The sequence below is a fragment of the Mesorhizobium erdmanii genome (assembly GCF_013170725.1).
Lineage (GTDB): Bacteria > Pseudomonadota > Alphaproteobacteria > Rhizobiales > Rhizobiaceae > Mesorhizobium > Mesorhizobium erdmanii.
Genome location: NZ_CP033361.1, coordinates 4776027 through 4789997 on the forward strand (window position 1 = coordinate 4776027; position 13971 = coordinate 4789997).

Genomic DNA, 13971 nt, shown 5'->3' on the forward strand with positions numbered 1-13971 from the left:
GTGAAGAGCGCGACGACCGCGCTGGCGCTGAGCGTCGGCGATCCATCCGGCATCGGCCCCGAAATCGCCATCGCCGCCTTCCTGGCGCGCGCGGCGGCCGGCGTGTCCGCCTTCTACCTTTTGGCTGATCCGGCGCTGATCGCCTCAAGGGCACGCCAGTTGGGCGTGTCGGCGCCGATCGTCGAGACAACGCCGACGCAAGCGGCGGAGGTTTTCGCCCATGCCCTGCCGATCGTCCCACTGGCGGCCCGGTTCATCGACAGCCCCGGCCGGCCGGATCCGGCCAATGCGGCCGGCACCGTCGAAGCCATCGACCGCGCTGTCGCCGCCTGCCTAGCCGGCGACGCGGCGGCCGTGGTTACCTGCCCGATCGCCAAGAAGCCGCTCTACGATGCCGGATTCCGCTTTCCCGGCCACACCGAGTATCTGGCGCATCTTGCGGCACGGCACAGCGGTGTCGGCGCAATGCCAGTCATGATGCTGGCAGGCCCCGAGTTGCGCACGGTTCCCGTCACCATCCACATCGCCCTGGCCGAGGTGCCGAAGACCCTAACCACCGAGCTGATCGTGGCGACCGCGCGCATCACCGCGGCGGACCTCGCCAGCCGCTTCGGCATCGCCAGGCCGAGACTTGCCATTGCCGGCCTCAACCCGCATGCCGGTGAAGGCGGCTCCATGGGCCTGGAGGACGAGCATGTCGTGCGCCCGGCAGTCGACATGCTGCGCGCCGAAGGCATCGATGCTTTCGGCCCGCTCCCGGCCGATACGCTGTTCCATGCCCGGGCGCGGGCAGGCTACGACGCGGCACTTTGCATGTATCACGACCAGGCCCTGATCCCGGCCAAGACGCTGGCCTTCGACGAGGCGGTCAACGTCACGCTCGGCCTGCCTTTCATCCGCACCTCGCCTGACCACGGCACCGCCTTCGACATCGCCGGCAAGGGCATTGCGCGGCCCGGCAGCCTAATCGCGGCGCTGAAGCTCGCCAGAAGGCTCGCCGACACCGACAAAAAGGTCGCGGCCGCATGAGCATCGACGGGTTGCCACCGCTGCGCGACGTCATCGAGCGCCACGGGCTGCAGGCAAAAAAGGCGCTCGGCCAGAATTTCCTGCTCGACCTCAATTTGACCGGCAAGATCGCACGCAGTGCTGGCGATCTGACAAACACCGCGGTGATCGAGGTTGGTCCGGGGCCAGGCGGCCTGACAAGGGCGCTGCTTGCCAACGGCGCCCCCCGGGTCGTCGCCATCGAACGCGATGAACGCTGCCTGGCTGCCCTTGCCGAAATCTCCGCGCATTATCCCGGCAGGCTGGACGTGATTTCCGGCGACGCGCTGAAGACCGACTTCGCCGCCCTCGCCTCTTCGGCCGGTGACAATGGTCAGGTGCGGATCGTGGCCAACCTGCCATACAACATCGGCACGGAGCTGCTCGTCCGATGGCTGACGGTCCCGGCCTGGCCGCCCTTCTACGCCTCGATGACACTCATGTTCCAGCGTGAGGTGGCCCAGCGCATCGTCGCCGCGCCCGGCAGCGACGCCTATGGCAGGCTTGGCGTGCTGGCAGGTTGGCGCACGCAGGCCAGGATCGCCTTCGACGTGCCGCCCCAAGCCTTCACGCCGCCGCCCAAGGTTACCTCTTCGGTGGTGCATCTGGAGCCACGCGCGACGCCCCTGCCCACCGACGTGAAGAAACTCGGCCGCGTCACCGAAGCCGCCTTCGGCCAACGCCGAAAGATGCTGAGGCAGAGTGTGAAAAGCCTCGGCGGCGAGGCCTTGCTCGAGCGCGCGGGCATCGACCCAACGCGGCGCGCCGAAACGCTCAGCGTGGAGGAATTTGTCCGGCTGACTAACGCGGTATAGCGCCGGCAAGCCTGGAATTCCCACAATCAAGACATAGATGGTCCGGCGAACATGCCGGAGAACCAGAATGCCTGCCTATGTCATTTCCGATGTCACGGTCCGTAACGAAGCGGCGTTCCAGACGTACCGCTCGCGTGCCGCAGCCTCTATCGCACAGTATGGAGGGCGTTATCTGGTGCGCGGCGGCGAGGTGGATACGCTGGAAGGCGCGTGGCATCCTGGGCCGCTGATCGTCGTCGAATTTCCCGACATCGAGCAGGCGCGGCGCTGGTACGCATCCGTCGAGTATGCCGCGGCGCTGGACGTGCGCGACGCCGCGCTCAGCAGACATCTGATCCTGATCGATGGCATGGCGCCCTGACCAGCGTTAGACCGTCTTTTCGTCCAGCAATCCAGACACGAAATCGAAGAGACCGGGCCGGCGGTCGCGCCGCAGCCGCTCGGCCACGACGATGCCACGCACTTCGGCGAAGGCGCGGTCGAGATCGTCATTGACGATGACGAAATCATATTCCTTCCAGTGCTCGATCTCGTTGCGGGCGTTCTTCAGCCGCGTCTCGATCACCGCTTCCTGGTCTTCGGCGCGGCGCTTCAGCCGCGCCTTCAATTCCTTCATCGACGGCGGCAGGATGAAGATCGAGACGATGTCGGCGCGCATCTTCTCCTTGAGCTGCTGAGCGCCTTGCCAGTCTATGTCGAACAGCATGTCGCGGCCCTGCGCCAACGCCAGTTCGGCGGGTTCGCGCGGCGTCGCATAGCAATTGCCGTGCACTTCGGCCCACTCCAGCAGCGCGTCGGAATCGCGCAACCGCTCGAACTCGCGCATGGTGCGGAAATGGTAGTGAACACCCTCGATCTCCGAGCCGCGCCGCGGTCTGGTGGTGACCGAGACCGACAGTTCGAGGCTGGAATCGCTTTCCAGGAGGTTGCGCGCGATTGTCGACTTGCCGGCACCCGATGGTGACGACAGCACGAGCATCAGCCCCCGGCGGCGGATGCGGGACCCCAAATCCCTGGGAACCATCGGTTCCTTGGCAACCATCGGCTACTCCAGATTCTGGACCTGTTCACGAAACTGGTCGACCACGGCCTTCAGCTCCAGTCCGATCGCGGTGACGGCTGCGGCGTTCGACTTCGAGCACAGCGTATTCGATTCGCGGTTAAATTCCTGTGCCAGAAAATCGAGCTTACGGCCGACGGCGCCGCCGCCCTCAAGCAGGGCCCGGCCGGATGCGACGTGCGTTTTCAGCCGGTCGATCTCTTCGCGGATGTCAGCCTTGGTGGCAAGGAACGCGGCCTCCATATGCAACCGACTCGCATCCAGATTGGCGGACGCGTCCATCAGCAGCCTGACCTGCTCGGCGATGCGTTCACGGATCGCCGCCGTCTCGCGTGACGGATCCGCCTCCGCGCGCAGCGTCAGTGCCTCGATGGCGTCGATGTGGCCGGACAAAAGCAAAGCCAGGGCCGCGCCCTCGCCCTGCCGTGCCTGCTCCAGCCCTTTCAGCGCCACGTCGAGCGCGACCATGATGGCGATGTCAAGCGCGGCGCGCGCCTCCTCGGTTTCCACGGTTTCGGGAATGTCGAGCACGCCACGCAGCGACAGCAACCCGTCAGCCGTGGCGGCAGCAACGCCGAATTGCTCCTGCAGGCGCTTGGCGAGACCCGCAAGGTCTTTCAAAAAGGCCTCGTTGACAACGGGTTGCGCCTGCGCGCCAGCGGCGCGGCCGACGGTCAGCGTCGCCTGGAAATTGCCCCGGGCGAAACGCTTCTGCAGCGTTTGCCTGACCGCCGGCTCCAGCCGCTCGAAACCCTGCGGCAGCCTCAGCCGCACCTCGACGCTCTTGCCGTTGACGGACTTGACCTCCCAGGCGATCGAGGTGCCGTCATGCTCGGCGACGGCACGCGCAAATCCGGTCATGCTCTGCAAATTCATGTCGCCCTGCACACCCTTGGCGCATCACCCCGAAACCAGTTTTCCGGACAGGGGCAAGTGCTGCTTGAAAATGACCACGCCGTGGGTGCGTCGAAATCGGACGCGTGGCGTTCCTTCAAATGTCAGGCTGTCGCCTTCCCGGCAACGCCTTTCTTCGTCCTACTGGGCATTGCCCGCATCGCCGCCCGCATCGCCATTGTCGCCCCCGGTGCCGTCGCTGCCATCAACAGGCTTGTCGGCGGTGGGCTTGTCGGCATTGCCACTGGCACCAGGGGCTGCAGCGGCCTTGGCGGCATCATCGGCCTGCTTCTTCTGCAACGCACGATAACGGGCGACGTTCTCATTGTGCTCGTCGAGCGTCGCGGCAAAGACGTGGCCGCCCGTGCCGTCGGCGACGAAATAGAGATCGTCGGTCTTCGATGGATTGGCCACGGCCTCAAGCGCCGCGCGGCCCGGATTGGCGATGGGCGTCGGCGGCAAGCCGCTGATCACATAGGTGTTATAGGGCGTCTGCTTCTGGATGTCCGACTGGTAGATCGGGCGATCCGCGGGCTTTCCCTTGCCGCCGAACAGACCATAGATGATGGTCGGATCGGATTGCAGGCGCATGCCCTTGGCCAACCGGTTAAGGAAGACGGCGGCGACGCGCGAACGCTCGTCACCCCTGCCGGTTTCCTTCTCGACGATCGAGGCGAGCGTGACGAAATCCTCGATATTGGCCAGCGGCAGGTCCGGCGCGCGCCGCTGCCATACTTCGTCGACCAGCTTCTTCTGATCGGCCACCAACTTGTCGATCATCTGCTGGCGCGTCGCGCCGCGGGTGAAGCGCAGCGTGTCGGTGGCGAGGCTGCCCTCGGGAGGGGTTGTCGCCGGCATGTCGCCGCTCAAGGCCGGTTCGTCGGCGATACGCTGTAAGGCCTGGTCAACCGTCAGCCCTTCCGGAATGGTCAGCGAGTACATCACCGACTTGCCGCTCTTCAACAGTTCCATGATGTCGCGCATGGATGCTCTGGGCTTGATCTCGTATTCGCCGGCCTTTAGCGCGGAATCGTTGCCGAAGGCACGAACGCCGAGGCGGAAGACACGGGCGTCGCTGATCAGCCCCCGGCGCTCAAGCTGATCGGCGATGTCCTGGACGCCGGTATTCGCCTTGACCAGGAAGGTGTCGCCATTGGCCGAGGGACCGGGTTCGGTGAATGCCTGCTTGCCGAAGTAAAGCGCCGCGCCCGCCGCCAGAACCATCAGCATCACCAAGGAGATGACGAAGTTCATGAACACGACGACCTGACTGCGCGAAGCGCGCGAGCGCTTCGGCGGCGGCGTTCCGGCCTCCGGCCGCAAGGCCTCGCTGGCCGTCTTCGGTACGATCGGCCCGGTATTCGCCGGCCGCTGCCCGAATTCTCCGTTGCCCGACGGATTTGTGTTCATTTTGCCCTACCGTTTGATCGCCCAACGAATCCCCTGCGGCAGAGTAGGGGCGAATATGGCGAAATTGACGGCAGACCGAAGCATCGCCCGGCAGCCGGACGGTCAGCCATTGTAGCGCTGGAACACCAGCGATGCGTTGGTGCCGCCGAAACCGAAGGAATTGGACAGTGCCACGTCGATCTGGCGGGAGCGAGGCTTGTTGGGCACCAGGTCGATCGCGGTTTCGCGCTCGGGGTTGTCGAGATTGATGGTCGCCGGCGCGACATTGTCGCGGATGGCGAGGATCGAAAAGATCGCTTCGGCGGCACCCGCCGCGCCCAGGAGATGGCCGATCGACGACTTGGTCGACGACATCGAAATCTTCGACGCGGCATTGCCGACAAGCCGCTCGACGGCGCCGAGTTCAATCGTGTCGGCCATGGTCGAAGTGCCGTGCGCATTGATGTAATCGACATCGGCGGGCGTCAGCTTGGCCCGGTTCAACGCTGCAGTCATGCAACGGAAAGCGCCGTCGCCATCCTCCGACGGGGCGGTGATATGATAGGCATCGCCAGTAAGACCGTAGCCGGTCACCTCGGCATAGATTTTCGCTCCGCGCGCCTTGGCGTGCTCAAGCTCTTCCAACACCACAACCCCGGCCCCCTCGCCCATGACGAAGCCGTCGCGGTCACGATCATAAGGACGCGACGCCGTCTGAGGGGTGTCATTGCGATCGGTCGACAGCGCCCGGCACGCGGCGAAGCCGGCAATCGACAGCCTTGTGACCGGCGCTTCGGCGCCGCCAGCGACCATGACATCAGCATCGCCCCACATGATCAGGCGGGCCGCATCGCCAATGGCGTGCGCGCCGGTCGAACAGGCCGTGACGACGGCATGGTTCGGGCCTTTCAGCCCGTGCCGGATCGACACCTGACCGGAAACGAGATTGATGATCTGGCCCGGGATGAAGAAGGGGCTGATGCGGCGCGGACCGCGCTCCTTGAGGATCATCGCGTTCTCGGCGATGCCGTCGATGCCGCCAATGCCCGAACCGATGAGCACGCCGGTGGCGCACTGCTCTTCGTGGGTCTTGGGTTCCCAGCCGGAATCCTTCAGCGCTTCATCGGCGGCGGCAATCCCATAGAGGATGAAATCGCCGATCTTGCGCAATTCCTTCGGCTCGAGCACGGCCTCGGGATTGAAGGTGGCATTGCTGCCATCACCACGCGGAACGACGTGGGCGATCTTGCAGGCAAGATCCTCCACCTCGAACTCGGTGATGCGCTTGGCAGCGCTGCGGCCGGTCAGCAGTTCCTTCCAGCTGTGCTCGAAGCCCATGCCGAACGGCGACAACAACCCAAGGCCCGTGACGACGACACGCCTCATCGCAGGTCCTCCCCGGTGATGACTGCGGAAAGCGTCAGGCCGAAGCCTTGTCGATGTACTTCACCGCGTCGCCGACGGTCAGGATGGTCTCGGCCGCGTCGTCGGGAATCTCGACCCCGAATTCTTCTTCGAACGCCATGACGAGTTCGACCGTGTCGAGGCTGTCAGCGCCCAGATCATCGATGAAGCTCGCCTGCTCCGTCACTTTGTCGGCATCGACGCCAAGGTGCTCGATGACGATCTTCTTGACGCGCTCTGCGGTGTCACTCATTTGGGCATCCTCGTCTTTTGTTTGTCTGTCTTCGTTAGCGGGCAGAATGCCGCTAATCAAGCTGAAAGATGGTCCTGCCGGAAACGCAACGGCACTGACCGGTTTTTGCCCGAACCGCCGGGTTGCGGGCCGCATTACACGAAAAATAGCTGAGGTCCAAGGCGAAATGGTCTCTTTTCACAGCCCTGCCGTATCCGTCAAATCATCGCCATGCCGCCGTTGACATGGATGGTCTGGCCGGTGACGTAGGCCGCTTCGTTGGAGGCGAGGTAGGCAACCGCGGACGCCACTTCAACACTCGTGCCCATGCGACGGGTCGGAATAGCCGCCATGATCGCCTCTTTCTGCTTGTCGTTGAGCTTGTCGGTCATGGCCGATTCGATGAAGCCCGGCGCAACGCAGTTGACGGTGATGTTGCGGGTGGCGATCTCCTGCGCCAGCGATTTGGAGAAGCCGATCATCCCGGCCTTTGAGGCGCAGTAGTTAGTCTGGCCGGGATTGCCGGTCACGCCGACCACCGAGGTGATGTTGATGATGCGGCCATGGCGGCGGCGCATCATCGGGTGGGTAAGTTCACGGGTCAGCCGGAACACGGCGGTCAGATTGACCTCGAGCACCGAGTCCCAGTCGGCGTCCGACATGCGCACGAACAGGCCGTCCTTGGTGATGCCGGCATTGTTGACCAGGATGTCGACGCCTTCAAGTTCGGCCTCCGCCTTCTGGCCAAGTGCCTTGACCTCGTCGCGGTTCGACAGATTGGCCGGAAACAGCTTTACGCGGTCGCCGAGTTCGGCAGCCAGCGTCTCCAGTTTCTCGATGCGGGTGCCGTGCAGGCCAACGATCGCGCCCTGCGCGTGCAGTATCCGGGCGATCGCCTCGCCGATACCTCCCGATGCGCCGGTGACGAGCGCCTTGCGGCCGGTCAGTTCGAACATTTCTTGTCTCCTGATCTGAGAGAACAGCCTTCACACGGAAGGGGTCAAATCGCCAGCGGATTATGCAAGCGCTGCCAGCGCGGCCTCGACATCGGCAGCCGTGCCGACAGCACCCGTGGCGATGTCGCGGTTGATGCGCCGCGCCAGGCCCGAAAGCACCTTGCCGGCGCCGATCTCGTAAAGCGTTGTGATACCATTGGCGCCGAACCATTCCACTGTTTCGCGCCAGCGCACGCGGCCGGTTATCTGCTCGACCAGGCGCCGCGCGATCTCGTCGGGATCGCTTGTCGGGGTCACGGTGACGTTGGACAGCACGGGCACCGCCGGCGCATGCTTCGTCACGCCGGCGAGCGCCTCGCGCATGACGTTCGCCGCCGGCGCCATCAGCGCCGAATGGAAGGGTGCCGAGACCTGCAGCATCAGCGCGCGCTTGGCGCCCTTTTCAGTGCACAGTTTTGCCGCCAGCTCGACCGCGGCCCTGGCGCCGGAAATAACCAGCTGACCGCCGCCATTGTCGTTGGCGATCTGGCAGACCTTGCCGGCCCCTTGCGCGGCCTCGAGGCAAGCGGCTTCGACATCTGCCTGCTCCAGCCCGATGATCGCCGCCATGGCGCCTTCGCCTGCCGGCACCGCCGCCTGCATGGCGTTGCCGCGGATGCGCAGCAGCCGGGCGGCATCGGCAATGGAAACAAACCCGGCGGCGGCAAGGGCCGAATACTCGCCTAACGAATGGCCGGCGACATAGGCGACCTTATCCTTCAGCGAAAAACCGCGCGCTTCAAGCGCCCTGATCGCCGCGAGCGATACGGCCATCAGCGCCGGCTGCGCGTTGGCCGTCAGCGTCAAGGTCTCCTCCGGGCCTTCCCAGATCAGCTTCGACAGGTTTTCGCCGAGCGCTTCGTCGACTTCCTGGAAGATCCTGCGCGCCTCGGGAAAGGCGTCGGCGAGATCCTTGCCCATGCCGACAGCCTGGCTGCCTTGTCCCGGAAAGGTGAATGCGACGGCCATACGAGGGCTCCCGAAGACTGGTTTTGCTTGCCTGATAACACGAATTTTCCCTGCCTGTGGCGCAAGGCAGGCTGCCAAGTCAAGCCCGGTCCGAACCTGCCCGTTGTCCGAACCGGGCGCCGAGTGCCTGTTCGCAAAGGCTTTTTAGCGATCACTCCTGATGAAAACCGCTCACGAATCATTTGCTGGCTCTTCTTATTTCCGCCACAGGCGCTAGCTTTGCGTGACAATTATATGACAATCGAATGACTTGGGTTGTCGCCGGGTGGGAAGTCAAAGTGGCAATGAGTTTGAAACGCGCCGGTAAAGCCGCGCCTCAGTTCCTGGAAGACGATCCTTCCACCGGCTATCTGCCGGGCCGGACATGGCCGGTCGTCCGCTACGGATTGATCAGCCTGGCGATCTCTACCATCCTGGTGTTCGCCATCGAATTGATCGTGCGCGGCGACTTGGCCGGCACCGTCTCCTTCTTCCTGCAGCCGCTCAAGCCGGGCTGGACGACTATCGTCGTGTTTGCGCTGGTCCTGATCGGTTTCGACGCGGTGCTCGGCCGCAGTCATCAGAGCCTGATGATCGTGGCGCCGCTGACTCTGTCGCTGGCCTTTGTCGGCCACCAGAAATCGTACTATCTCGGCGATCCGCTCTACCCGACGGATTTCCTTTACTCTCGCCAGATCTTCGCCCTGCTGCCGCTCCTGATGCGTGACCGGCCGATGACCGCACTCGCCATGGTCGCCGGCATCGTCGCCGGCCTGTCGCTGCTGGTCTATGGCTGGCGGCTGTGGCGACGCAAGGTTCCGGCCCTCAGCCACAAGGGCCGGCTTGCCCGGCTGACGCTGGCGGTGCCGCTGCTCGCCTTCTTCGTCTCGATCATGGACTATGCCACCTTCTCATGGACCAGGGACCGGCTGCAGATCATCCCGATCATGTGGGACCAGAAGGAAAACTACGCCTCGAACGGCTTTGCGCTCGCCTTCGCGCTCAACGTGCCGATGGCCCATGTCTCGGCACCGCCGGGCTATTCCGACAAGGCAATCGCGGCGGTCGACCGCCCGCGGATGACCGCCTCGGTGCCCGATGAAAAGCCAGACATCATTATCGTGATGAGCGAATCCTTCTGGGATCCGACTAAACTGCCCGGCGTCACCATCACGCCGGATCCGATTCCCACCGTGCGGGCATTGCGTTCCGGTTCAATGTTCTCGCCTGAGTTCGGCGGGATGACCGCCAACATCGAATTCGAGGCGCTGACCGGCTTTTCCAACGCCTTCCTGCCGGCCGGCAGCATCCCCTACCAGCAATATGTTCGCACGCCGACGCCTTCGATGGCGACTTTCCTGAAGAGCGAGGGCTACAGGGCGCGCGCCATCCATCCAGGCACCAACTGGTTCTGGAACCGTGGCGCGGTCTACGCCGATTTCGGTTTCAGCGATTTCAAGTCGGAGGAGACGCTGCCGCCGATGGAAAAGCGCGGACCGCTGGCATCCGATGCGGCGATGACGGACGAGATCATCCGCGAAGCCGACACCAGCGACGACCCGGTCTTCTTCTTCGCGGTCAGCCTGCAGAACCATGGTCCCTATGAACCGAACCGCTATTACAATCCGACCCACGCGGTGCAGGCGCCGATCAGCCAGTGGGCGCGCGACTCGCTGTTGAGCTATGCAGAGGGTTCAGCCGATGCGGACCATGGCCTTGCACGGCTGATCGAGTGGGCCAAGAAGCGCGAGCGGCCGACGATTGTCGCTTTCTTCGGCGACCATCTGCCGCCGCTGGGGCCGGTTTATGTCGAGACCGGCTTCCTGAAAGACAATGTCGCGCCGCGCAAGGAGGCGACACCGCAGGCAGCCCTTGAACATCACGAAACACCGCTGATCATCTGGTCGAACCGTTCCGGTCCGGTCGCGGATCTCGGCACGGTGAGCCCGGCTTTCCTGCCCTATCATATCCTGACCGCCGCCGGCATCACCCATCCCTACTACACGGGTTTTCTGGGCGACATGCGGGAGCGTTACCGCGTTGTCGACCGCAACCTATTGCTGACCCGGGACGGCCAGGCCACGGCCGACTGGTCGCGTCAGAAGGAGATCGACCCGGCGATCAGCGATTTCCGGCTCATTCAATACGATATGATGTTCGGCAAGCGTCATGCGGCGCCCGACTTCTTCCCCGAAACGGTCGACAAGGCTGTCGCCCACACGAGTTGAGCCGATTGATCCCATCAGGAATCGGCCCGGCTCCCTTGGTCGCGCGCTCAATTCGTCAATTGCAACCTCGAGAACTTGTTGGCGATCTGCTGGAAAACATCCGGCAGCTTGGCCGGATCGTTGACGGCATAGTACCCGCTCGGGTCCGAGGCGCAGGCGCTGTAAAGCGAACGGTTGGCGGCGGTGTCTGACTGCAGCACCATCGTGTAGATCTGCACGCCTTCGTTCTTCAATTGCGTGCACACGCTTTTGGTCCAGCCGTCGACATTGCGGGCAGCCGTCGTCTGGTTGTCCGAGCCGAAGCGACCACCGGCCAGGTAGCCGTAGGACGTGTAGTCGGACTTGGTCGGCTGGTTGCTGGCGCCATAGACGACATTCTCGCCATCGGTAAGCAGCATGACGATCTTGCTGACGCCTGCCGTCTTGAATGGCGCGCCATCGGTGTAGGGCGCGCCGGGCGACAGCACCCGCATGCCCCAGGACAGGCCTTCCGAGACATTGGTGCCGGAGCCGTTCCATTCCGTCATCTGGCTCGCCGCCTTGCGCAACTTGTCGAAATCGTCGGTCAGGGGAACGATAGGCGTCGGGCACGAGCGGTTGGGGCCAACGGTGACCGCGGTGCCGGTCTCGGTGACGATCTTGTTCGTCGAGGCGACATATTTGGCCAGCTTTTCCAGATCCGGCCCCAGGAGCGGGTCGACCACACTGCCGAGCAGGGGGCTGAGGTCGATGCCCAGAATGTTGACGCCTGCCTGCTTGAGCTTATCCTTGTTGATGGTGTCGTCGAGATACGAATTGTTGTAGCCGGTGGCCGAATTGCCGTAGGAGCCCGACGGCTTGGCGGCGGGCGCCGGGTCGTCTGGTGCGAAATACGGTACGAACAGCGTATCGGGCTTGGTCGGGTCCGGGGGCGTGTCGGAAATGTTGTAGGTGCCGGGGCGTGCCTCTACGCAGCCTTTCCACCCGGTACCTTTCCATCCGCCCGCAAGGCCCAATTGCTTGAACAGCGCCATGTGGTTCGGCCGCTTGCCGTCGATGACCGGGAAATTGATGCCGTTGGTGGAGGATTTGCCGTCCATGTCGATCCAGGATGGGTCGAACCCGTCACCATTGACGTTGACCGCAGTGACGAAAGGAACGAGCGAGGCGCGGACCTGGCGCGTTGGCGATTTTGTCGCCTCGAGCGTGTCCAGCAGGGATTTCGTCGCGGTCCTCAATGCCGTCATGCGGGCACCGGCCATCGAGCCGGTATTGTCCAGCACCAGCACGACTTCGAGCTGGTTGTTCGATTCGACGGCCGACGCATCGACGACGATGTGCCTGTTCTGGCCGAACAGGAAGGCAAAGTTCAGATTGACGTCGGCCGAGGCGACCGCCTTGGTCTTGATGTAGTTGACGCCCCTGTCGACGGTCAGCGTCGCCTGCGTGTTGGCGAGTTCGCCATGCCCGGCGATGTTGGCCTGAAAATAGCGGTCGAAGGCATCGGTGCGGGTAAGGTCGATGTCGCCGAGATGCGAAGAGGCAAGGTTTGCGGCGTCGAGCGCATTCTGCAAGTTGCTCTTGGCCCGCATGATGGTGGACACATCGACAGCGAAGGCCACGGCAGACAGGATGGCAGGCAGCCCGAGCCCCATCAGCAGCGCGAAATTGCCGCTCTTCGAGCGCCAGAATTTGTTGAGAAGCATTCTTACCCCCGGAAATGCTTACCCGCTTGATCTACGCGGATCGCCCGGGCTTTTGCGCCTTCCATGATGAATCGACGGTTGCCGACAGGGGCTCAACCCTGCACAACCTGACATTGTAGTTAAGAGCCGGTTGCCGGGAAATCGCCAGACCAGGCCGACGCGGTCGCCTCATTTTCCGGCGCCCTGCGACATCGGCGACGCCGCCTGCCCTTGCCTTATCAGTGGATTGCTGTATAGACGCCGCCAATCTGCCGGTCCCAGCTGGGGGCTGAACGGAGGGCCGGAGCTTTTATCAAAGCCTTCGTGTGAAGCCAGAAGTGCTTCCGCCTCCCGTGTCTCCGCTCTCGACCGTCTCGTCATGCTCCTTTCTTCCCCGCCCCTTTAACCGGGACCAGCGGGTCAGAGAAGTTGCAGAGGCTTTTGCCGCCGGGAACCGGGAGAGAAACGAAGAAAGGCACGAAGACATAATGGCTCTTTACGAACATGTGTTTCTTGCCCGGCAGGACCTCTCGCAGCAGCAGGTCGATGCGCTTGTCGAACAGTACAAGGGCGTCATCTCCGCGAATGGCGGGTCCGTCGGCCGGGTCGAGAACTGGGGACTGAAGTCCCTCACCTACCGGGTAAACAAGAACCGGAAGGCTTACTACACGCTCATGGACCTCAGCTGCCCGCCGGCAGCGCTCAACGAAATGGAACGCCAGATGGGTCTGTCCGAGGACGTCCTGCGTTTCCTGACCATCAAGGTCGAGGCGCATGAGGAAGGTCCTTCGGCCATGATGCAGAAGCGCGAAGAGCGCTCCGAGCGCGGCAGCTTCGGCGACCGCGACCGTGGTGATCGTGGTCCGCGTTCGTTCGGCGACCGTGATCGCGGCGACCGTGGCGATCGTCCGCCGCGTTCGTTCGGCGACGCCGGTGGCGATCGTGGTCCGCGCCGTCCGCGCGAAGGCTTTGAAGGGGGTGCAGAATAATGGTCGACATCAACCAGATCCCGACCCGGCGCCCGTTCCACCGTCGTCGCAAGACCTGCCCATTCTCCGGCGCCAACGCGCCCAAGATCGACTATAAGGACGTGCGTCTGCTGCAGCGCTACATTTCCGAGCGCGGCAAGATCGTGCCGTCGCGCATCACCGCCGTCAGCCAGAAGAAGCAGCGTGAGCTCGCCAAGGCGATCAAGCGCGCACGCTTCCTCGGCCTGCTGCCCTACGTGGTTCGCTAATTCTTTCATGAGCGGGCGGTTCGCCGCCCGCTTTTTTCCCGACCGCGACGGGCGTGGC

14 protein-coding genes are annotated in these 13971 nt (G+C 63.6%); 6 read left to right on the plus strand and 8 right to left on the minus strand.

Annotated features, from left to right (window positions below; genetic code table 11):
* The 3 genes from pdxA (at position 1) to EB233_RS23355 (ending at position 2223) form a co-directional block, all read left to right on the plus strand.
* Positions 1–1029: a 4-hydroxythreonine-4-phosphate dehydrogenase PdxA gene (gene pdxA / locus EB233_RS23345; protein WP_064991732.1), complete on the plus strand. Its 1029-nt coding sequence runs from the start codon at positions 1–3 to the stop codon at positions 1027–1029.
* Complete coding sequence (rsmA, locus tag EB233_RS23350) at positions 1026–1862, plus strand: 16S rRNA (adenine(1518)-N(6)/adenine(1519)-N(6))-dimethyltransferase RsmA (protein ID WP_064991733.1); 837 nt, start codon at positions 1026–1028, stop codon at positions 1860–1862. The genes pdxA and rsmA overlap by 4 nt, the downstream gene beginning before the upstream one ends.
* Positions 1863–1929: 67 nt before the next feature.
* A complete protein-coding gene (locus EB233_RS23355) occupies positions 1930–2223 on the plus strand; it encodes a DUF1330 domain-containing protein (protein WP_064991734.1) in 294 nt (97 codons plus the stop codon).
* A 6-nt stretch (positions 2224–2229) separates the two neighbouring features.
* On the opposite strand, the gene gmk is transcribed toward EB233_RS23355, so the two are convergent.
* The 7 genes from gmk to fabD form a co-directional block, all read right to left on the minus strand.
* On the minus strand, positions 2230–2886 hold the full coding sequence (gene gmk, locus EB233_RS23360; protein WP_027053294.1) for a guanylate kinase: 657 nt from the start codon (positions 2884–2886) through the stop codon (positions 2230–2232).
* Positions 2887–2907: 21 nt separating this feature from the next.
* The gene (locus EB233_RS23365; protein ID WP_064991735.1) at positions 2908–3798 is read right to left on the minus strand and encodes a YicC/YloC family endoribonuclease; all 891 of its coding nucleotides are present in this window, start codon (positions 3796–3798) and stop codon (positions 2908–2910) included.
* 159 nt (positions 3799–3957) lie between these two features.
* Positions 3958–5226: an endolytic transglycosylase MltG gene (gene mltG / locus EB233_RS23370; protein WP_064991736.1), complete on the minus strand. Its 1269-nt coding sequence runs from the start codon at positions 5224–5226 to the stop codon at positions 3958–3960.
* A 102-nt stretch (positions 5227–5328) separates the two neighbouring features.
* Positions 5329–6591, minus strand: a complete 1263-nt coding sequence (fabF, locus tag EB233_RS23375; RefSeq protein WP_027053297.1) for a beta-ketoacyl-ACP synthase II — start codon at positions 6589–6591, stop codon at positions 5329–5331.
* A gap of 34 nt (positions 6592–6625) precedes the next feature.
* The gene (locus EB233_RS23380; RefSeq protein ID WP_006203723.1) at positions 6626–6862 is read right to left on the minus strand and encodes an acyl carrier protein; all 237 of its coding nucleotides are present in this window, start codon (positions 6860–6862) and stop codon (positions 6626–6628) included.
* Positions 6863–7059: 197 nt separating this feature from the next.
* Positions 7060–7797 (minus strand): 3-oxoacyl-[acyl-carrier-protein] reductase, encoded by a 738-nt coding sequence (fabG, locus tag EB233_RS23385; protein ID WP_064991737.1) that lies wholly within the window; start codon positions 7795–7797, stop codon positions 7060–7062.
* A gap of 60 nt (positions 7798–7857) precedes the next feature.
* Positions 7858–8805 (minus strand): ACP S-malonyltransferase, encoded by a 948-nt coding sequence (gene fabD / locus EB233_RS23390; RefSeq protein WP_064991738.1) that lies wholly within the window; start codon positions 8803–8805, stop codon positions 7858–7860.
* A 245-nt stretch (positions 8806–9050) separates the two neighbouring features.
* On the opposite strand from fabD, the gene EB233_RS23395 reads away from it, so the two are divergent.
* On the plus strand, positions 9051–11012 hold the full coding sequence (locus EB233_RS23395; RefSeq protein WP_081294302.1) for an LTA synthase family protein: 1962 nt from the start codon (positions 9051–9053) through the stop codon (positions 11010–11012).
* A gap of 47 nt (positions 11013–11059) precedes the next feature.
* On the opposite strand, the gene EB233_RS23400 is transcribed toward EB233_RS23395, so the two are convergent.
* A complete protein-coding gene (locus tag EB233_RS23400; RefSeq protein WP_064991739.1) occupies positions 11060–12697 on the minus strand; it encodes a pilus assembly protein in 1638 nt (545 codons plus the stop codon).
* 467 nt (positions 12698–13164) lie between these two features.
* Between EB233_RS23400 and rpsF the strand changes: the two genes are divergently transcribed.
* Positions 13165–13665 (plus strand): 30S ribosomal protein S6, encoded by a 501-nt coding sequence (rpsF, locus tag EB233_RS23405; protein ID WP_064991740.1) that lies wholly within the window; start codon positions 13165–13167, stop codon positions 13663–13665.
* A complete protein-coding gene (gene rpsR, locus EB233_RS23410; protein WP_006203718.1) occupies positions 13665–13913 on the plus strand; it encodes a 30S ribosomal protein S18 in 249 nt (82 codons plus the stop codon). The genes rpsF and rpsR overlap by 1 nt, the downstream gene beginning before the upstream one ends.
* Positions 13914–13971 lie beyond the last annotated feature (58 nt).